The 21717-nt window shown below is 38.2% G+C and carries 18 protein-coding genes, 1 riboswitch and 1 other annotated feature; of the genes, 3 read left to right on the plus strand and 15 right to left on the minus strand.

From position 1 onward, the window contains the following. Nucleotides 1-218: 218 nt before the first annotated feature. The 4 genes from GVV20_RS06660 to GVV20_RS06675 all read right to left on the minus strand — a co-directional run bounded on the left by GVV20_RS06660 (nucleotide 219) and on the right by GVV20_RS06675 (nucleotide 2642). Nucleotides 219-752 carry a DUF402 domain-containing protein gene (locus tag GVV20_RS06660; RefSeq protein WP_159741213.1) on the minus strand — a complete coding sequence of 178 codons (534 nt, stop codon included), beginning with the start codon at nucleotides 750-752 and terminating at the stop codon, nucleotides 219-221. Between the two features lie 37 nt (nucleotides 753-789). After that, nucleotides 790-1317 carry an energy-coupled thiamine transporter ThiT gene (locus GVV20_RS06665; protein WP_159741214.1) on the minus strand — a complete coding sequence of 176 codons (528 nt, stop codon included), beginning with the start codon at nucleotides 1315-1317 and terminating at the stop codon, nucleotides 790-792. Nucleotides 1318-1340: 23 nt separating this feature from the next. Continuing rightward, nucleotides 1341-1431, minus strand: a riboswitch (TPP riboswitch). Between the two features lie 32 nt (nucleotides 1432-1463). After that, nucleotides 1464-2144, minus strand: coding sequence for an AAC(3) family N-acetyltransferase (locus GVV20_RS06670; RefSeq protein WP_159741215.1), 681 nt, complete (start codon nucleotides 2142-2144; stop codon nucleotides 1464-1466). A gap of 18 nt (nucleotides 2145-2162) precedes the next feature. Next, nucleotides 2163-2642, minus strand: coding sequence for a phosphatidylglycerophosphatase A family protein (locus GVV20_RS06675; protein ID WP_236261799.1), 480 nt, complete (start codon nucleotides 2640-2642; stop codon nucleotides 2163-2165). 106 nt (nucleotides 2643-2748) lie between these two features. Here GVV20_RS06675 and GVV20_RS06680 point away from each other — a divergent pair, with 106 nt between their 5' ends. Together GVV20_RS06680 and GVV20_RS06685 are read left to right on the plus strand one after the other, a co-directional pair. Further along, on the plus strand, nucleotides 2749-4227 hold the full coding sequence (locus tag GVV20_RS06680; protein ID WP_159741216.1) for a carboxypeptidase M32: 1479 nt from the start codon (nucleotides 2749-2751) through the stop codon (nucleotides 4225-4227). A gap of 46 nt (nucleotides 4228-4273) precedes the next feature. Then, the gene (locus GVV20_RS06685) at nucleotides 4274-4885 is read left to right on the plus strand and encodes a superoxide dismutase (protein ID WP_201287541.1); all 612 of its coding nucleotides are present in this window, start codon (nucleotides 4274-4276) and stop codon (nucleotides 4883-4885) included. Nucleotides 4886-4963: 78 nt separating this feature from the next. Here the strand turns inward: GVV20_RS06685 and GVV20_RS06690 are convergent, their stop codons facing one another. From GVV20_RS06690 to GVV20_RS06730, 9 genes are all read right to left on the minus strand, one after another. Beyond that, on the minus strand, nucleotides 4964-7654 hold the full coding sequence (locus GVV20_RS06690; RefSeq protein ID WP_159741217.1) for a polysaccharide lyase 8 family protein: 2691 nt from the start codon (nucleotides 7652-7654) through the stop codon (nucleotides 4964-4966). A gap of 346 nt (nucleotides 7655-8000) precedes the next feature. Further along, entirely contained in the window at nucleotides 8001-8711 is a 711-nt protein-coding gene (locus GVV20_RS06695) for a TrmH family RNA methyltransferase (RefSeq protein ID WP_159741218.1), read from the minus strand. Between the two features lie 2 nt (nucleotides 8712-8713). Beyond that, nucleotides 8714-11431, minus strand: a complete 2718-nt coding sequence (gene ileS, locus GVV20_RS06700; protein WP_159741219.1) for an isoleucine--tRNA ligase — start codon at nucleotides 11429-11431, stop codon at nucleotides 8714-8716. Nucleotides 11432-11465: 34 nt separating this feature from the next. Continuing rightward, nucleotides 11466-11680: a binding site (T-box leader), on the minus strand. Continuing rightward, entirely contained in the window at nucleotides 11649-12128 is a 480-nt protein-coding gene (locus tag GVV20_RS06705) for a DivIVA domain-containing protein (RefSeq protein ID WP_159649920.1), read from the minus strand. (Overlaps the previous feature by 32 nt.) 5 nt (nucleotides 12129-12133) lie before the next feature. After that, nucleotides 12134-12538 (minus strand): cell division protein SepF, encoded by a 405-nt coding sequence (locus tag GVV20_RS06710; protein WP_159638392.1) that lies wholly within the window; start codon nucleotides 12536-12538, stop codon nucleotides 12134-12136. Between the two features lie 60 nt (nucleotides 12539-12598). Beyond that, entirely contained in the window at nucleotides 12599-13141 is a 543-nt protein-coding gene (gene hpf / locus GVV20_RS06715; RefSeq protein WP_159638390.1) for a ribosome hibernation-promoting factor, HPF/YfiA family, read from the minus strand. Between the two features lie 32 nt (nucleotides 13142-13173). Further along, the gene (locus tag GVV20_RS06720; RefSeq protein WP_236261800.1) at nucleotides 13174-14115 is read right to left on the minus strand and encodes a zinc dependent phospholipase C family protein; all 942 of its coding nucleotides are present in this window, start codon (nucleotides 14113-14115) and stop codon (nucleotides 13174-13176) included. Nucleotides 14116-14188: 73 nt separating this feature from the next. After that, the gene (ald, locus tag GVV20_RS06725) at nucleotides 14189-15307 is read right to left on the minus strand and encodes an alanine dehydrogenase (protein ID WP_159741193.1); all 1119 of its coding nucleotides are present in this window, start codon (nucleotides 15305-15307) and stop codon (nucleotides 14189-14191) included. Next, a complete protein-coding gene (locus GVV20_RS06730; protein WP_159741194.1) occupies nucleotides 15304-16023 on the minus strand; it encodes an HAD family hydrolase in 720 nt (239 codons plus the stop codon). Before GVV20_RS06730 ends, ald begins: the two co-directional genes overlap by 4 nt. A 257-nt stretch (nucleotides 16024-16280) precedes the next feature. Between GVV20_RS06730 and mgtA the strand changes: the two genes are divergently transcribed. Beyond that, nucleotides 16281-18887 (plus strand): magnesium-translocating P-type ATPase, encoded by a 2607-nt coding sequence (mgtA, locus tag GVV20_RS06735; RefSeq protein WP_159649914.1) that lies wholly within the window; start codon nucleotides 16281-16283, stop codon nucleotides 18885-18887. A gap of 64 nt (nucleotides 18888-18951) precedes the next feature. On the opposite strand, the gene GVV20_RS06740 is transcribed toward mgtA, so the two are convergent. Beyond that, nucleotides 18952-19110, minus strand: a complete 159-nt coding sequence (locus GVV20_RS06740) for a hypothetical protein (protein ID WP_159741195.1) — start codon at nucleotides 19108-19110, stop codon at nucleotides 18952-18954. Then, on the minus strand, nucleotides 19110-21692 hold the full coding sequence (locus GVV20_RS06745) for a valine--tRNA ligase (protein WP_159741196.1): 2583 nt from the start codon (nucleotides 21690-21692) through the stop codon (nucleotides 19110-19112). Before GVV20_RS06745 ends, GVV20_RS06740 begins: the two co-directional genes overlap by 1 nt. Nucleotides 21693-21717: the final 25 nt, after the last annotated feature.

Here is a 21717-nt window from a genome sequence, read left to right on the forward strand (position 1 = left end):
TCCTGAGCCAGGATCAAACTCTCCATTTGATTCTTTCTCATTTTTATACTCTGACGAGTTTTGTTTATTTCTTGTATTTCTTTTGAAATTGACGTTTCCTGTTTAGTTTTCAAAGACCATTTCGCACTAAAGTTCTCTTGAGTGCCTACATATAATACTACTTCAGAGGCCGGTTGTCAAACACAAAACTCATTTATTTCAAAAAAAAATCCACGAGTTTACTTAAACTCGTGGATTGATAAATATTTGTCGAAATAACGATGAATAGTATTGTCTTCGAATGGATATTCTTTATGTTTGGCCAGTTCAACAAGGCGATTTTTTTCATCTTCAACAATTCTTATGATGGATTCACTATAGTGCATCTGTTTTTGATGCAATTCAAATTCATCTTCATCCAAAATGATATACTTACCATCCGGAAAAACTTTCACATCTAAATCATAATCTATATTCTTCAATGACTCGCCATCGTACACACTAGGTGAAGCAAGATTACAATAATAATAAACTCCTTTAGCACGAATCATAGCAATGACATTATACCAACGATTTAAATAGTAGAAGCAAATTGCGGGTTCTCTAGTAAACCACCGACGCCCATCAGATTCGACTACCCACGTTTTATATGTAATGAGAACAATTTTTTCGTCATCGGCTGATAACACCGTTCCACTTGACCATGTTCTATGAAGTGATCCGTCATGCTTATAACTTTGTACATAGATTACTTCTCCAACTTTCGGTTTCATAACGTTCCCTCCCAATCAATATTAAATAGTAACGAATTTAAAGTATAATTTCTTTTTTTAATTTTGGTCTTATTAATAGAACTAAGAATGCACTTATTATCATCGTCGGTACCATATATGACGCATTGTAAAGCATCACTCCGGTAAGGACGTTACCTTCGTAATACGAGGCAAAGAAAAGCCATCCTGCAATATTATGCCACATAAATCGCAAAACATTCGACATAATTGCGCCAGTGGGGAATATCTTGTCTCCAAACCTTAGATCTTTAAAGAGCACCGCTGTAGAGTATGACATGTAAGAAAATACATAATCTGCCATGAATTGTCCTACAGTGAGAAAGTACGGAGGTGTGATCAACAGCATAATGATGATGGAAATTGCAGACACTATCAAAGATTTTTTAAATCCTAGGTGATAACTCGCTATAATCAATGCTACTGCACTAATGGAAATACTTCCCCCCTGGGGCATTTTCAATAATCCAAATGTAACACTTACATACTCCAATACTGTAAATAAGGTGGCATACATTGCGATTAGAACTAAATCTTTTGTTTTCATAAAAAAAACCTCCACACAAGGCGCAGGGTAAAAAAAGAACTCCCTCCGCTAGTTTTAACTAGATCAGGTTTTGAGGGTTATTTTCTCAACCATTTGGTTCCCCTGTTCACTTTTTAATTATAACATTTATGTTTGTTTTTTCAATGTCACATTGTAATGAAGTCAACGAGCATTCTATAGGATATCCCATAGATTTTTACACCTTCAATTTCTTCAAACAACAGGATATTCGAATTAACAATTTTCGATAATAACGGTGTTTCGTCAATATCTATATCTAAAAACGAAATCATTTCTCCATCTTTAATTGCTGTATTTCTTTTAATTGGCTTCGTTGTGTCGTGGGCATATGCAAGTTTAGCTTCTGGAACATGTGTGGGTTCTCCAAGAAAGAGTATTGTTGCATTTAGCTCATACATATCTTGAAAAATCGATTTATCACCGTATGGGTAATCAACTTTAACATGTCTTGCAAAGAACTTTGCGTACTTACCTATATGTCCAATCATTAACGACGGATGGTGGGCAAATGTTGTCTCATCTTTTAAGAGCATTAATTGAAGCATTCTTCCTGATGAGAGAATAATTCGTTCTTGGGTTGTAACAAGTGGTTTTAGTACCTTTTGGGATACGTTATTATTAAACGTATTGTCACCAATTATTGAAACAGTTCGGTCTTCTATATTTTTCAACAACATATCAAGCACATATTTCGATACAAGTGCAGGAACATTGCTGTTTTCATGAATTATTAATACACCGTCTGAAGGGACATCAAGTCGCTTAAGGAGTGATTGAATTTGATCTTGATTCACTTTCTGTTCCATATGTTCCCTTTCTAGTCTTTAATTACTATGTGAATGTGCAAGCTTGCTCGCAGCTGCAGCTGCAATTGCGCCGACTATATCATCGATAAAGGTATTGCATTGCCCTGCATCATGATCATTGAGTTTTCCAATAATTCCAGGTTTCACCTTATCAATATAACCATAATTTGTGAGTGCAATAGAACCATAAAGGTTACATATTCCATACGCCATAACCTCATCAATACCATATAAACCTTCATCAACTCGTATGATATTTTGAATTGTTTCATTACCAAATGCACCCTTGTCGACTTGAATATCAATATTAATAGCGGTCATCAATGCATTTTGTACTTCTCTTTTTCGGATTACGCTTTTAACGATATCTTCAATATCGATTTCGTGAATGTTTGCGATGTAGTCTTTTTGTAGATAAACCACACAATCAACTATATCTTTAAGGGTTACACCGCGTTCTTCTAATAACGCAATGCAGTCATCATACATTTCATTCATTATTGAGTCCTCCAGTACTTTGTCACCTAATTATACATCATCTTTTCTGTAAAACATAGTATCCCTTTAGGATTGAATGAAGTACAATAATTTCAGGAGGTATATTATGAACTTTTCAGAATTAAACAATAAATTGAATGCTTATTCTTTAGCATTAACAACGATGTCGTTTGATGCGCAGACGATAGCACCAAAAATGGGAGATGCATATCGAAATAACGTAATGTCTTTTTTATCCGGTGAGTACTTTTCATTGTTCACCAGTCATGAAGCGTATGTAGCCTTAACTGACGCTTTATTAAGTGAGGACCCAATTATCGCTAAAAGTGCGGCGCAAATGTTAGAGAGCTTAAATAAAATCAAAGATATTCCTTATGATGAGTACGTAGCGTTTGAAAATCTAAAACTTGCGTCTCATAATGTATGGGCTGATAGCCGTAAAAATAAGGACTATAGTACTTTTGTTGAGAACCTGAATGAATTAATCACATCTCATCGAAACGTTATTTCATATCGACCAAATGGTGCATCCATTTATGACGCATCTTTAGATGATTATGAAAAAGGATTAACGATTAACATTGTCGATAATTTCTTTACGACGGTCAACGACAAAATTGTACCATTCATCGATAAGGTAATTGAACACCAAGAACCGCGTCCTTCGTTTATGAGCGCTTTTGTATCAATTTCAAAACAACGTGAAATTTCCGAGTTAGTAATGACACATCTTGGTTATTGTATTGATTTTGGGCTTCTTGGAGAAGCTGAGCATCCTTTCAGTAGTACATTTTCAATCAACGACACTCGTATTACAACTACATATCACGAAAATGACTTTACACAAAGTATCTTCTCGATAATTCATGAAATTGGTCACTCGATGTATAATCATCAAGTTAACCCGGAATTTGAGGGTTACGCTATTGCTGATTCGATGAGCATGAGCTTGCATGAATCGCAGAGTCGTTTTTTAGAAAACATGATTGGTCGATCTGCTGCATTTTGGACACCGCTTTATCCAAAATTACAAGCAATTATACCTGATGTTCTTGGAGGCGTTTCACTTGATGAATTTATTCGCGGTATCAACTTTGTTGAACGTGGCGCAATTCGTATTGAAGCTGATGAATTGACATACCCACTGCACATTCTTGTTCGTTACAATATCGAAAAATTGATGTTTGTTGAGGCACACGACGCGCATGGGCTTGATCAAAAGTTTGCCGACGAAATGACTCGTATCTTAAAATTAACACCTGCATCAGTAAGTGATGGGATTTTACAAGACATTCATTGGTCCGATGCATCATTTGGTTATTTCCCAACATATGCACTTGGTACAGCATATGCGGCACAGTTTATGGCGGCGATGGAGAAAAATCTTGATGTGGAGCAAACATTACTGGATGGAAATTTATCATTAATATTTGATTGGCTACGTCAAAACATTCACCAATTTGGTGGGTCAATCGAAACACAGGACCTTATTTTGAAAGTCTGCGGGGAGGCTTTTGACCCAAATTATTATGTGAATTATTTAATTACAAAATATAGTACATTAGTAGGCATACCTTTTGAATGACCTGACCCCATATGCTATGATGTAGCCATTAGGAGGAAGTACTATTATGACATACAAACTACCAGAATTGGCTTATGCTTATGATGCTTTAGAGCCACAAATTGATGCGCGTACAATGGAAATCCATCATACAAAACATCACCAAACATATATTACAAATTTAAATGGGGCTTTAGATAAACATGAAGCTTTAAAAGATAAATCTTTAGAAGATTTAATCCGCAATATTAATGATGTTCCTGAGGACATTCGTGTTGCTGTTCGCAATAACGGTGGTGGTCATTTAAACCACTCAATGTTTTGGGAAATCATGGCTCCTGCAACAGGACAACAACCTGAAGGTGCATTGTTAGAAGCTATTAATGGCACATTTGGTTCAGTTGATGCATTTAGAGAAAAATTTGATGCAGCAGCTAAAACTCGTTTCGGATCAGGTTGGGCTTGGTTAGTCGTAAACGCCGACAAACAATTGGAAGTAATTTCAACACCGAATCAAGATAATCCACTTATGGATGGACTTGTTCCTGTTCTCGGCCTAGATGTTTGGGAACATGCATACTACCTAAATTATCAAAACCGACGTCCAGACTACATCCAAAGCTGGTTCGATGTTGTTAATTGGAGTAAAGTTGCTGAATTATTTGCAGCTGCAGTCTAGTTAACCTCAAGGAAATCTGAAAATAGTTAAAGTAAAGAAAAACGGTACATTCGGTACCGTTTTTTTAGTTATCTTTACCTAATCACTTTTCTTAAGTTTCTTTTTGATATCGAAACAGAATACAATGACTCCCATAATGGTTAGCATTGCACCAAGACTCATCCCCAAGCCACTCACTCCCGTTTGCGGTAAGGATTCCGAGCTTGAATCACTTGATTTATTATTTTCTACAATTTCGTTTACTTCTCCGCCTGTCTCTGGTGGCGTTTCTTCGCCTGATTCTGGTACCGTTTCTCCACCTGTTTCTGGGGTTGTTTCTCCTCCTGTTTCTGGCGTCTCTTTCTCTTTTTTGTTCAGTGTAATCGTTGTAGTAACACCATTTGATTCTCTTGTATCCACAACAAATACATTGTTTCCAATTTGAGATACATTATCAGGTAAAATTGCTTCAGAAAATTCAACATCCGTCGAGAACATGATTGAGTCTTGTGCTTGAGTTGGATCTGCAACGTTAATTTCAAATGACTTTGCATGTTCATCAATTAGAATCGATGATGGTGAATGAATTGTATAGTCCATCACCGTATGAGGTCCTTGGCTCCACACATTAATCCCCAACGTATTGTGTTTATTGTCTAGAACAGCTTGAACGTCTTTGTTATTCTCAATAATCTCAAAGGACTCCTCCACAGTACTTAAGGAACTGATTTCTGTGGCAGGTGCCATCATGTACGCATACGTTGCCTCTTGCACGTCAGCTCCGTGATTTACAATAATTTTCTTATATGTATCAGTGTATTCATTGCCACTTAATTCAGTCGCTGAGTGTCGCAAATATGTATCTGTATTTGTTTCCGTTTGTATGGTGACGGTTTGATCTTGAAGCATCATGTATGCGAGATTGTTCGAAAATTCATACGCTTCAAGAATCATCCAATCTCCTTTTTTCACATTGTAGTTTCCGTCGATAATTACTTTTTCGTCTTGATCTATCAACGTATAACCTATATCACTATCAAGGATGCGATTTTCTACGACTGTTTCGATTGTTGCTGGGGTTGTTCCATTTATATCTGTTCCAAGTGCAATAATCTTTCCATCCATCACAAACCATGATTTTTTAGCTGTTAAATCCATACCAATGTTTTTACCATTATTTTTCATGCCATTTTTATCAAGTTGCATTCCAATTGCCGCGTTCGTATCACTACTTGTTCCGCCAACCCATTTTTGTGGCGAAAGGTATGAAACCCATGCTTCAGTTGTGTCTTCTAGAGGTCGCGTGTCTACCGTTATTCCAGGTAGACGATACATATCGACAGTCGCCCAGTATGATTTTCCGAATTGCTTATCCTCGTTTTGGAGGTAAACCATTCCATCTGCCATATGCCACCCTTTTAAGTTCTCTTTATTGCCAGTTGCATATGCTGATACTCGATCGGAGTACATTGATAGCCCAAAGTGGTAGTCTTGAGCACTGTATACGTATCGGTCCATATTTGAAAACATTTTACTTCCTCTAAATGGGACAAAATCTGCTGGTAGCGTATCTCGATTGATAAAATCGCTCATTGTTACTAAGTCTGCGATACTTGTGCTTATTTTGAGGTAGTACTCTGGATCTTCTTGAATCCAGTATTGCATTGAGTTTTGTAAATGAATGCCTTGATTGTTATTTAGTAAGTTTCCTGCTTGCGCGAGTACTTTTACGCTATCAGATCCTGAAGCACCTATATTATGAACATATTCTCGGGCAATTGATCGTCCTTTGACAAGAGGCAGAAATGTTCCTTTGAACATAACTGGGACCGTTGCATTATAGGTCATTGCAACGAATCGTTCTTTTGTTGCTGCAGGAAGATCGTATGCTGTCTTGTTCACAATTGTAAGTATCTTTGTAACGGCTTTTATTAATTCAATTCCGTATGAACCTACATATGGTTTATTTTCGTGAAAAATGAAACTTCCATCATCATAGAATCCTTCACCTTGAGTAACGTAGTCAAATTCGCCCTTAATACTTTCGATACTTTCAGCGATAATTTCTGGATTTTGGTCAAGTATTCCGATACCAAGGCGAGTATAGGCAAAATCTGTCCGGTTAGCTCCTGAAGTTTGTGGTCCAGTATAGACAAAAGGAACAAAAACTTCACTGCTTCCTTGACCTAAAAGTTGTTTATAGGAATCTGGTACATATAATTTTAGGATTGCGATATATTCGTTTAGCTCTTCTGGTGTCAAAGTATCTTGTATCATGAAAAGGATATTTATCAATTCATGCGGAATTCCGATTTGCCAATTCCACCAGTTTCCATAGTATCCTTCTCCATTGTATTTTTCAATTTCTACAATGTGTCGTAATGCGTCTTTAATTGTTTGTAACATTGTACTATCTTGATAGTAGGCAGTGCCGTATGTTGCGTAAGCTTTGGTCAAAATTCCAATATTTTTGACATTTCGCGAGAGATAGTCGTGTTTGGGTTCTTTATCTTTACGCGCCCATAAAGAAGTCCGATTCGTATCTTTATCGAGTGTCTGGTTAACTTGCGTAGCATCATTTGAAAGTTTTTGAACATAGTCTTTTACGTATACATTTGATTGTAGGTCTGTATCTACGTCTAAATTTCCAGTTAGCGATTGAATCCATCGTTGGGTCATCACTTCTATATCCTGTGCTTCGTCACCATAGATTGGCATATATGGCACAGATCCAAATCCTAGTACCATAATAAAGAGTAGTATTGTTCCTAATTTATATAATCGTTTCATTATCCCTCCTGTGAAAGCGCTTCGATTATTAAAATAGCACACCACATCTCGATGTCAATCGAGTAAGTGTACCTAACTTTTTATATTTGTGTCCAATCAATGTCTACCATATCCACTTCTAAATGGTTTTTTAAGCATTACTTTGACTAAATAACGATTGCAGTCTCGAAATACAAACACCAAAATTGCGTATGTTTTACACAAGATTGTTTATGCTCATTTCGACCTCTTCATTTTCGCGCAACTACTTATTTTAAGAGTGTGGACACATAAATATCTTTCGGCATTTTATCAATATCTACACAATCAGAGTATAAAAAAACGTTACATAATGTAACGTTTTAGTTTATTGCCTGAATGTATAACAAATAATTGCAGTTGCAATCGCAACGTTTAATGATTCAAAATTACTGGTTTCTATTTTTGTGGTACCATCACACTGTTCGAGAACTGCATCACTGACACCTTGTCCCTCTGATCCAACCACAAAAGCAATTGCATTATCGGTAATCGCTGACAGTGGCACTGTATTATCTCCCAAGTATGTCGCATATACAGATACAGATTCACCTTTCAAACGTGTGATTGCGTCTTCGAGTGACATTCTTATAACTGGCACATGGAAAATTGACCCTTGGGTTGATCGGACAACCTTATCATTGAATTCATCCACACTATCGATCGAAACGATGACTGCATCAAATCCAAAACTGTGTGCGGTGCGGATTATCGTGCCGAGATTTCCAGGGTCTTGAACCCCATCACATAGAATGAATCGTTTCCCTTTTTGTGGCCATCCATGCTGCGGTTTATCAACTTCAGTAAACAGTGTTGATCCAGATTGAGTCGTGGATAGTTTGTGTGCAATGACATCGGTAATTTCCACATCAAATCCTGATCCGATACCATAAGTTGTGTGATTAAGTCCAGATGCCTTCACTTCTTGGAGTAGGTGTTCTCCCTCGACAAGAAGTTTGCCGTTAGCATCACGATACTTTTTCTTTGATAATTTTAAGAGTGACTTGATGGTTTCGTTATTGACGGATGTAATTTTCATAATTAACTATGAAGGACGTGATCACAACGTTCACACAATCCTGCGTCGTTAATTGAGCTCACAACATTCCAGCATCGTTGGCAAGTTTGACCATCGTATTTCGTAACTGTTACGTCAATTGCTTCACCTTCGACGGCGACAAGTGCTACATGTGACACAATGAACCATTGTGCTAAATGTTTACCAAGAATAGACTCGACACGTTCTAATGTCGCGCTATTGACTGAGATTGTAACTGCAGCTTCCAATGATTTCCCAATTTCTTTATCCGCACGTTTGACTTCGAGCGCTTTAAATACTGTTTCGCGAACTCTAAAGAGATCTTGCATGTCCGCTTTTTCTTGTTCAGTAATGATTTCATCTTGGATGTCTGCAAATTTTGTGAGATGAATGCTTCCTTGCTCTGGTTTAAAGATTTGATACATTTCTTCTGTTGTATGAGGCAAGATTGGCGCAAGGAGTTTTAAGTATGTATCGAGTGTATGATAAATGACAGTTTGAATTTCACGTCGTGCACGGTCATCTTCTTTCTCAATGTAAAGAATATCCTTTGTATAGTCTAAATAGTATGACGACATCGTATTAATTAGTGAGTTAAGTACTGCTGTCGTTACTTTTTGATAATCGAAACCTTCATATGCTTTACGGCCTTCGTTATTTACACGAATCGCTTCGTTCAAGACATAACGGTTCATTAACGATAAATCTTCAATTGCAATACCGTCAGTATCGATGTTGAAATTGTTCAAGTTACCGTGCATAAAGCGGAATGTGTTTCGAATCTTTCGGTATGACTCGCTCACTTGTTTTAGTAGGTCTTTTGACATCGTAATGTCTGAATGATAGTCAACACTTCCCACCCAAAGGCGTAAAATATCTGCACCCATTTCGGATGTGATTTCATTTGGACTGAGACCATTGGATTTTGATTTACTCATTTTTTCGCCAGAATCCAGTTTGATGAACCCATGGGTAATTACTGCTTTGTAAGGTGCAATGCCGTACAACGCTACAGAAATAATGAGTGATGAGTTAAACCATCCACGGAATTGGTCGGCTCCTTCAGCATATGCATCAACCGGAAGTGGTGTTTCGTTGTGATTTAATGCTGCTGTATGTGATGAGCCTGAGTCAAACCAAACATCCATGATATCTTTTTCTTTTGTAAAGGTTCCATTTGGAGAATTCGGATGTGTATAACCAACAGGCAACAGTTCAGCAGCCTCTTTCTCAAACCAAATATTTGAACCATGTTCTTCAAAGAGTGTCGCAACATGTTCAAAGACTTCTGCATCTATGATTGGTGTCTCGTCTTCTGCGTAGAAGATTGGAATTGGAACACCCCACGCACGTTGACGTGAAATTGTCCAGTCGCCACGATCTGCAATCATATTATGCATCCGTTTTTCGCCCCATTTTGGATACCACTCAACATTAGCAATTTCGTCAAGAATTTGTTGACGAATTCCATCAATCGATGCAAACCATTGCGTTGTAGCACGGTAAATAATTGGAAGCTTCGTTCTCCAGTCGTGTGCATAGCTGTGGGTAATCCAGCCCATTTTTAAGAGTGCTCCCTCTTCTTCTAAACGTAGTGTAACGGCTTTGTTCGCTTTTTCAAAGAACATGCCTGCAAACTCACCTGTTTTTTCATTGAGGTGACCCTGTGCATCTACAGGTCCAATCGGTTTAATGTTATACTTCGCAGCAACATCAAAGTCTTCTACCCCGTGGTCAGGAGCTGTATGAACACAACCTGTACCAGCTTCATCAGTTACGTGATCACCATTTAATACAGGTGAAATGCGTTCGTAAAGTGGGTGTTTATACGTAACATATTCAATATCTGACCCCAAGAATGTTGTCAAAATCTCATAGTTTTCAATTTCTAATTCTTTCATTACGGATTCAATGCGCGATTGCATCATCACAAGAACCCCTTTATCAGTTTTTACACGTGCATAAGTCATCACTGGATTAACTGAAATTGCAAGGTTTGCCGGGATAGTCCATGGTGTTGTCGTCCAAATGACCAGTTTATCATTTTCTTCTACGACACCTTTTCCATCAACAACATCAAACGCAATATAAATTGCTGGATCTCGTCGATCTTGATACTCAATTTCAGCCTCTGCGAGTGCCGTCTCACTGGATGGTGACCAATAAACAGGTTTTAATCCTTTATAAATCATACCTTTGAGTGCCATTTGCGCAAAGACGCGAATTTGTTGTGCTTCGTAATCTTTATTGAGTGTAATGTAAGGATTTTTGTAATCACCAATTTTACCAAGTGATTTGAAATCTTTCATTTGGATTGCAACTTGTTCACGTGCATATTTCTCACAAAGCGCTCTAAATTCATGTAACGGCATTGATTTACGATCTACACCTAACTTTTGAATTGCATTTTCAATCGGTAATCCATGTGTATCCCAGCCTGGTCTAAAGGGTGTTTTAAATCCTGCCATGAATTTTGTGCGGACGATAAAGTCTTTTTGAATGCTATTTAACGCATGACCAATATGAATGTTTCCATTAGCATATGGAGGACCATCATGTAATACAAAGAGTGGTGCACCTTCTGCTTCTCTGGTTGTTTGCATTGCTTCATAGAGATTTTCTTCATCCCATTTTGCTTGAATGAGTGGTTCTTTCTTACTGAGATTCCCTCTCATTTCAAATTCTGTTTTCGGTAACAATAGTGTATCTTTGTATTCCATAATTTCCTCCTATATACAAAAAAAGACGTCCTTAGATAAGGACGTCTTCGACGCGGTACCACCTTAATTCACAATTAGAAATTGTGCACTCAAATGCGGTAACGCCGCCGACGTGTTTCTTACTTTATTCATAGAGTGTTCAGAAACAAGCTCACAAGTGATAAACCCATAAGGCCCTCTTCGTTCTCACCAACCACGAAGTCTCTGCAAGGGGTGCTTATTGATTATTGTCTTGGTCATCGCCAATTATTAATGAATAAGGCGCTTCGGGAAGTTCAAGTCCTTCAATCGCTTCTTCTAGATTTTTTATTTTATCTTTCAATTCATCACGAAGCAAGTTCGATTCATTTGAAATTCGAGCAATCTCAACTAGCACTTGACGCGATGTTGACATTGCTTCACGAACAATCATATCTGCATTTGAATAAGCATTTTCAATAATGTCATTTGCTTCACGAAGGGCAAGGCGTGACATTTCTTCTGACGCTCGTTCACGAACAGTGATTTCGCCAACAAGTTGTTGATACCTCTTTTTAATGAGGTCACGTTGTTCTTGGAGTGTATCAATCTGTTTCTTATAGATTTGTGTTTGTTTTTGCAACAAAACGCGTTCACGTTCTAGTTCCGAGATTGTTTGATCTACTTCAAAGCGATCGTATCCCTGTTTCATAATGCGAAATGCATGATTGTTTGACATAGTGTCTAAGAATCGAATTCTTCAAGGTTCATACTGATTTCACCCTGTACACCAATTGTTTTAGGAGTACATAGAATTACATTATGACCTATTTTTTGAATTGATCCATCAAGTGCAAAGACGACACCTGTTAAAAAGTCAATCGTACGCTGTGCGTAATCACGTTGTAAACGGTGTAAGTTAACAACAGCAGCTCGTTTTTCTTTTAAGTAACGCGCTACTTCTTCAGACTCCTCAAAGGATCTTGGTTCGAATAGAACCATCTTTGTATCACTTGGTAATTTTGTTCCATCGCTTGCGCGTGGTGCTTCATAATCGCTCAATGTTTCTACCTCATCATCTGAAAATTCTAGGTATTCGTCATCTTCTACTGGCGTTAGAATGTTTTTTAGTTTGTCTTTAAAGCTCATATCCAAACCTCCATTTGTGTAATTATAGCATTTTTTCTACTGAACTTAAAATAAATTTTGTTATTCTACCTCAAGTAGACCATAGTCACCATCTAAACGCTTGTAAACAACAGCTACTTCATTGGTTTCATCATCAGTATAAATGAAGAATGTATGACCAAGCATTTCCATGTTTAAGATTGCATCGCTTAGGTCCATTTTTTCTGCAGCAATTGTTTTGGTTCTTACTAATTCTGCTTCTTCGTTTTGTTTTGTTTCTGCCTCTTGATCTTCGATCATTGAAATGAATGCTTGTGACAAGCCTTCACGGTTTTTCTTAGAAATACGTGTCTTATGACGACGAATTTGATCTTCTAATTTATGGACTACTTTATCAAGTGCAGCATAGAAATCTTCGGTCATTACTTCTGCACGTAATGGTCCGATTTTTGAAGTAATAGTTACTTCAACTTTAACGCCTGTTGGGTATGTATTAACAACAACGTTTGCACGCCATGTATCGTCAATTTCGAAATACTTGTGTAAGAATTCCAATTTTTCCTCTACTGCTGTGTACATCGCCTCTGTAATGTCGACGTTTTTTCCATGAATACTGATTAACATAATAAAACCCTCCCTATTATAGTGTTATAGATTTAATAAATACTATTGTAATACTTCATTTCTTTACCTACAGGTCGCCCTGTATCATATTGGCAATCTCTGAGTATGTCATCAAATGTCACACTAGGATCTGCAAGTGCTTCGTTGAGTCGATCAACAAGGATTACACCTAGTTTAATCGAGTAATCGTACAAGTCGACGAAGCTTAGTCGCGATGTATCGTTAATATCCGTTGGATTTGACCAAACATCGTGTTTTAAATTAAGCACATCATGTTCTGAATCCAGTTCTCCATTCACCACATGGCTTGTAAGTGCCCAGGGTTCCAAGAACTTGTTTTCATATGCCCGGATGACAGGCGTCTTGATGTTACTTGGATCATATAAGAATCCAAGTGCCGTCTTGAAAGTCACAATTGATTCTTCTATGACTTGTGGACTCGTTTGAATATCAAACACATTTGCCAATAACATTTGGTAAAATGATGCGATAACACGACGCTCCGTCGCATCAACATCCACAAATCGTGTCGCTTTCAATTTTTTCATGTCTCTTCGTTTTACGTAAGATACCATGAGGGCGTCAATCATTGACTCGTAACGGAAATGCCAGTATTTTGTTTCATTTGCAATTTCGCCACTACGATAAAACACAAATGGATGTGCTAACGTATCCAGCGACCAATGCATAAAATGTCCCGAAAGATATGCAACTAGAATTGCACGTCGTTCTGGATCTTGGACTTGACGAACAAATGATACAGCTTCACGATAGAAGTCATTTATATGTTCGATATGAACCAAGTTTCCATACCCACCAACTTTTTTATTTAAAGCTTGATCTTGCCAAGGCAAGGCTTTGTAGTAAAAAAGAAGGTCAGGTCCGTTACTCCCAAGCAAGTAAGCTTTAGGATGTTTTGCGATTGCCTCTTGGACTTCTGACACCTCTAGTTTGTTGTAAACGTCGAGTGCCATCAATCCGTGTGTTATTACATTAGGTATGACGGCCACCTCCTTTAATCTATTGTACCAAAAATGCTTAAAGAGTTCATCCTTTTAACGTATTTTTCATGTTGTTATATTCAAAATTTTGTGAACGTGCGACTGCAGCATTTGTAATGTGACCATCGTAAGCATTAAGACCATTAAATAGACCTTCATTACTTTGGATTGCTTCCAAAGCACCACGATTAGCAATTTCTAAGCCGTATCGAATCGTCGCATTCCCCAATGCATGAGTGGATGTTTGTGGCACAGCACCTGGCATGTTCGTAACACAGTAGTGCACAATGCCTGAGTCAATAAAAATTGGATTTTGATGTGTTGTCGGTTTGCTCGTTTCAAAACATCCCCCTTGATCGATTGCAACATCCACAAGAACTGTTCCTTTTTCCATCAGTTCTAGATGTTCACGGCGCACAAGTTTTGGAGCCTTATCGCCTGGAATCAATACACTACCAATCACAATGTCAGCGCGTTTCAATTCTTCTTGAATATTATGTTCATCGCTAAAGATTGTATTGACACGGCCATTAAAGACATCCTCGATGTATGCTAGACGATCAAGATTTGTATCCAAGATGCTTACAGATGCTCCGGTTCCAAGTGCTGTTTTACATGCACTCATACCGACAACACCAGCACCAATAATCACCACATGCCCGCCATGAACTCCCGGAACACCCGATAAAAGAATTCCTTTACCACCGTAGTGGCCTTCAAGGTATTTTGCTCCTTGTTGAATCGAGAGTCTTCCTGCAACTTCTGACATAGGACGTAATAACGGCAAACGACCTTGCGAATCAGTAACTGTTTCATAAGCAAATGCTGTCACTTTACGGTCAACAAGTGCCTGTGTCAGTGGCGCATTATCTGCTAAATGAAGGTATGTGAACAGTATTTGTCCAGCACGCATCAATGGATATTCACTTTCAAGCGGTTCTTTAACTTTTATCATCATATCTACTTGTGCCCATACCGCTTCAGCGCTATCGACAACCGTAGCTCCAGCATCGCTGTATAGTGCATCAGGAAAACCACTTGCCTCACCCAATCCGGATTCCACAATTACAGTATGCCCTGCATTCACATACTCAAATGCATGGGTCGGCATTAATCCCACTCGGTTCTCGGATTCTTTTATTTCTCGTACGCAACCTACAATCATATTAAATCCTCCTTAATTTTTATGAGTAGTTCTTCTCGATTTCCACGCCACGTCACATGATCATCATGAACGTCAGATTGACGGTTAATTAAGTCATCCGTAATTAACCATGTTTCCATACCGAGTTTTGCAGCCATCATATCTTCTTGTACATCATTTCCAATCATGATGCAGTTTTTGGGTTCTAAGTCACAAACACTCATAATTTCTTGATAATACATTGGATTAGGCTTGCAGAAATGATTCGATTCGAATCGTGTAATATAATCAAAGTCTTCAGGTTTAAATCCTGCCCATTCGATACGTTTATCAGTAGCTATCTTAGGGAATAAAGGATTTGTCGCTAAAATAACGGTATATCCTTTTTGTTTGGCATAATGGATTGCTTCAATCATCGCCTGACTTGGTTTTGTTGCTTTTTGAATTTCCGAAAACGGACCGTTGTAATACTGATCCATTGTTTCCTTAATATATGCGGTTGCTGACGCGCCAATCAATGCTTCAAAAGCTTCCCAAAAAGTTGTTTCATTGGTTCGATTTGGATCGGTGTTTTGAATCATTGCTGCGGTTGCTGCCCACAGACTTTTCGCTAATTTTTCAGGTTCGATTGTATCCTTCGCAAAGTTTGTTAGCGTCCCAATATAGAGGCGTTCAAACTCTTTGTTATCTAAAGGTAATACTGTTCCATCTAAATCAAATAATAGTGTCTTTTTCATTATGCACCCCCTAGTACACTAAAAGTATATCATATTGTGTTATTTTTCTGTGAAGACTGTGTTCACAATCCGTCGTTTTATTGCTAATAATCCTTAATTTTGTTATAGTTTACATGAAAGTGAGGTGGCAACATGGAAGGTCAAAGTTGTAGTTCTAGTATATGTAGCACTTGTTCTTTAGACGATGATCCCTTGGGGCCTCCCTCGGGTTATTATCTATTTTAGTGCGCTTTTTCTGATGAAGGAGGGCTTATTGAATGACATCAAAAAATAAAAATATTCTAGACTTGCTCCAAAGTTCCCAAGAGGAACTCTATGATAATTTAGGAGCGTCACCAACAGGGTATACTCTCGACCAAGCCGAGCAAAAACTTGAAGAGCTTGGTCCAAATGCAATTTCACAGGGGACGAAAAAGCATCCAATTATTGGTTTTGTAAACGTATTGATTAATCCATTTAACTTAGTGTTAATGGTCGTTATTGCAATTACATTAATTACTGATGTAATTGTTCCGGTATTTTTCTTGACTGGGGAAACACCCGATTATCTCACCATCACAATCTTGACTGTCATTGTCATGATTTCAACACTGATTTCATTTGTTCAAGAAGAACGTTCCAGTGCTGCTAGTGAGAAATTGCTCAACATGGTTTCGAATACCACCGCTGCACTTCGTGATGGCGTCTTTACTGAAATCCCAATTGATGATTTAGTGTTGGGTGATATTGTCCGATTATCTGCAGGTGATATTATCCCAGCAGATATGCGCGTCTTATCTGCCAAAGATTTATTTATTTCTCAAGCGACCTTAACTGGTGAATCACAGCCTATCGAAAAGTTTGTTAAGTTCGACGAAGATCAAATGATCACAGAGTCTGATTATTCTAACTTGTGCCTCATGGGAACCAACGTGGTCTCTGGTAGTGCCCGGGCAATGGTCATTCGGACCGGTGATGATACATATCTTGGCCGAATGAATACAAGTTTAAAAGAAACAAAGCAAATCAACAGTTTTGAAAGTAGTATTTCAACAATTAGTTCGCTTTTAATGCGATTAATGTTAATTATGCTACCCATCATTTTTATCATTAATGGCGTTTTGAAGCATGATATTGTTGAGGCCTTCTTGTTTGCACTAACAGTTGCCGTAGGTCTTACACCAGAAATGCTTCCCGTTGTATTAACCACAAGTCTTGCACGGGGTTCAATCAACATGGCAAAGCATCAAACAATTGTTAAATCTCAAAGTTCTATTTCTTCTTTTGGAGAAATGGATATACTTTGTACAGATAAAACTGGAACTCTAACACAAGATAATATTGTTCTTGAACGTTATATGGACGTTAATGGTGAAGATGACATGCGTGTCCTTCGTCATGCATTCTTAAACTCATACTTCCAAAGTGGTCTTAAAAACCTAATTGATCTCGCAATCATCAATCGTGCTGAATCATATAATATGGATGACCTTGTCAATTACTATTCAGTCGTAGATGAAATTCCATTTGATTTCTCTCGCCGTCGAATGAGTGTCATCTTGGAAGATGGTAATGACAAACGTCAACTTATTACTAAGGGTGCCGTTGAAGAAATCGTTAAATTATGCCGATACATCGATCGTAATGGCGAAGTATTTGAACTTAACGACGAAATTCGTAAAGAAGCCATGGAAGTCTATTCCCAGCACAATCATGATGGATTACGCATGATCGCTGTCGCTCAGAAGAACAATGTTCCTACAGAGCACGAATTCGGCGTCGAAGATGAAAGTGATCTCGTATTAATTGGATTTATTGGTTTCCTAGATCCACCTAAAGAAAGTGCGAAACCTACAATCGAAAGCCTGAACCGACATGGTGTCAAAGTTGTTGTTATTACAGGTGATAGTTTAGGTGTTGCTAAAAAAGTAAGCAGTAAAGTAGGAATCGATACTGAAATCACCTATATGGGGGATGAAGTAGAAGCCATGAGCGATGAGGAATTACGTGATGCAGTTGATCACTGCCACCTCTTTGCTAAGATTTCTCCAGATCAAAAACAACGAATCGTTAAGGCATTCCAAGATAAAGGCCATACAGTTGGTTTCTTGGGTGATGGTATCAACGATGCCCTCGCATTGAAGCAAGCAAACGTTGGTATTTCGGTTGACAGTGCCGTCGATATCGCAAAAGAATCTGCTGATATAATTCTTTTAAAGAAAGATTTAACCGTTCTTGAAGAAGGAATTCTTGAAGGTCGTAAAACAATTGTAAACATGATCAAGTATTTGGAAATGGCAGTCAGTGGTAACGTGGGAAATATGATTTCTGTTTTGGTTGCAAGTCTCTTTGTACCATTCTTACCACTATTACCAGTTCATATTCTTGTTCAAAACCTCTTAAGTGATTTAGCACAAACAGGTATTCCATTTGATAATGTAACTGAAAAAGAGCTCGAGAAGCCTCGCAAACTTGAGTCAAAATCGCTCGTGAAGTTCATGAAACTCTTTGGACCTCTCAGTTCAATCTTCGATATCGCATGTTTTGTTGTATTGTATGCAGTCTTTGATGTTCGAACACCTGAACATGCAACCTTATTCCAAACATTCTGGTTTGCGTTTGGTATTATCTCGCAATCCTTGATTATTTTTGTAATTCGTACAAAACGTCCATTCTCGCTTGGAAATCTCCCTTCAGGCGTACTAGTATTTGTATCATTCCTAGCAATTGCAATCACATTGCTGTTTGTTACAACACCATTAGCATCAACAATTGAACTCCAAGTACTCTCCTCAGCACACCTCATGTGGGTTGGCGGAATCGTACTTATGTATATCATCGCGACTTCAGTTATGAAACGCATTTGGTTTAAAGATATCATCTAATTTAAAGGAGTGCATATGCACTCCTTTTATACAAAAGAAGAACCGCCTGACTGCGGTTCTTTTCTTAATTTATTAATGATCCAATAACTCCTACATACAGTAGGATGATAAAGATAAGAATGATAATAAGGCTCTTTTTACGAGCACCACGTGGGTCTTTCTCAACATCAAAGCGAAACATTGTTGATATACCTTTAACGAGGGTGTTAATGATAGCTTCCATTAGTTTAACTGTCCTAAAACCACATCTAATTGACGTCGATATTCGTCAAGCTTCGCTTGTTCGGCTTCAACTTTTGCAGCAGGTGCTTTAGCGATAAAGTTCTGGTTCGCAAGCATTTTTTCACCACGTGAAATCTCCGCTTCAAGTCGTTCTTTCTCAGCATTTAGTTTTACTAATAATGCTTCCTGATCTACTAATTCATCTTGTAATAAAATAATGGATCCACCTTGAATTGGTTGTTTGACGGGATTCTCGGTAATCGTTCCGATGGCAACGCGTGCCATACTTTCAAACATCGCTTTTAAAACAGCATCGAATTCGTAATCATTATCTTTGTTGTTCAATAGTTGTGCCGTGAGTGGTTTTGAAGGCTTAACATCGTATTGAACACGGAGTTCACGAATTGCTGAGATCGCATTAATCATGAATGTAACTTGTTCTAATCCATTTGTGTCAATTTGCATCATTGAAGGCCATGTCTCGAGATTGATTGATTCCAAGCTGCCAGGCATCGATTGGTAAATCTCTTCTGTTACAAATGGCATAAATGGATGAAGGACTTTCACGATATTCTTCAACATATATGCAAGTGTTGCTTTCGTTGCATAGACAACTGTTTCATCCTCACTTTGAAGTCCTGATTTGCTAAGTTCTATATACCAACTACAGAAATCATCCCATACAAAACGTTGTAAGGTATTTCCTACAAGGGCATACTCGTATTTGTCCATATTACGATTTACTTCATCAAGTGTGCGGTTAAATTGATGAATAATGTGACGATCAACCATTGAAAGTGTTGCTTTCTCTATATCATATACTTGATCACTGGTATGCATGTTGACGAAGCGCGAGGCATTCCAAATTTTGTTGATGAAATTCCATGAAGCTTCTACTTTCTCTGGCACATAACGCATGTCTTGGCCCGGTGTCGAGTTTGTCGTTAAGAAGTAACGTAGCGCATCAACACCAAATTCTTCGATGACATCCATTGGATCAACACCGTTTCCTAATGATTTACTCATTTTACGTCCGTGTTCATCTCGGATTAATCCATGCATTAGGACGTCTTTAAATGGTTTGGACCCTGTAAAGTAACGGCCTTGGAATGCCATTCTCGCAACCCAAAAGAAGATGATATCATAACCTGTTACTAATAAGTCAGTTGGATAGTATCGTTCAAGATCTGGTGTTTGTTCTGGCCATCCAAGTGTTGAGAAAGGCCATAGTGCTGATGAAAACCAGGTATCTAAAACATCAGGATCTTGTGTCCAGTTTTCGATATCCTCTGGGGCTGTTTCTCCTACATAGACTTCTTGTGTTTCGTTATGGAACCATGCGGGAATACGATGTCCCCACCATAACTGACGTGAAATTGTCCAGTCTTCAATATTTTCAAGCCATTGGTTAAAGGTATGGCTGAAGCGTTCAGGGTAAAATTTAATTGGATCTGTTTCTTGGAACTTCAAAACTTCTTGCGCAAGTGGCTGCATCTTAACAAACCATTGATCCGATAAATACGGCTCTACAATAACACCAGTACGTTCCGAGTGTCCAACCGAATGTATATGTTTTTCAATACTGATTAACTTTCCGTTTTCCTTAATGTAAGCTACTAACTGTTTTCGTGCTTCAAAACGGTCTAATCCTGAAAATTGATGTGCAAGTTCATTCATGGTGCCATCTGGATTCATACAAATTGGCATTTCTAAATGATGGCGTTTTCCAATTTCATAATCGTTTGGATCGTGTGCCGGAGTACATTTCATAACACCTGTACCAAACTCAATATCGATATAGTCATCCGCAATAATTGGTAACACATCACCATTTGCAGGATTTATCGCATGCTTCCCAATTAGATGTTGGTAGCGGGCATCATCTGGATGTACAACGATACAAACATCACCAAACATTGTTTCAGGGCGTGTTGTTGACACCGCAAGCTTATCGCCTGTCTCTTCAACCGTATATTCAAAAGTATAGAAATTCCCTTCAATTTCTTTGTGCTCTACCTCAATGTTTGATAGCGCCGTTTGGGCTTGGACGTCCCAGTTGATGATGCGATATCCGCGATAAATCAAACCATCGTTGTAAAGATCAACAAAGACTTTATTAACCGCTTTGTTCAGACCTTCATCCAGGGTAAAACGCTCACGTGAATAATCAACCGAAATTCCAAGTTTTTCCCATTGAGCACGAATGTGTGAAGCATATTCTTCTTTCCATTCCCATGATTTATTGAGGAACCCTTCACGACCTAAATCATATCGTGAAATTCCTTGCTCACGTAGACGTTCGTCAACTTTTGCTTGAGTGGCGATTCCAGCATGATCCATCCCCGGAAGGTACAACGCATCTTTACCTAAGAGTCGTTGGTAACGAATTGCAATGTCTTGCAAGGTATTATCCCATGCATGGCCTAAGTGTAGTTTTCCCGTAACATTTGGAGGTGGAATAACAAGAGAATATGGCTTTTTGCTGATATCTCCAGCCGTAAAATAACCTTTATCTACCCATTCTTGGTATTTATCTTTTTCAATATCTAAGTGATTGTATTTTTGTGCAAGTTCTTTACGCATCTTACATCCTCTTCTTTCTTTTTTT

This window comes from Erysipelothrix aquatica, assembly GCF_009828775.2.
GTDB lineage: Bacteria > Bacillota_I > Bacilli_A > Erysipelotrichales > Erysipelotrichaceae > Erysipelothrix > Erysipelothrix aquatica.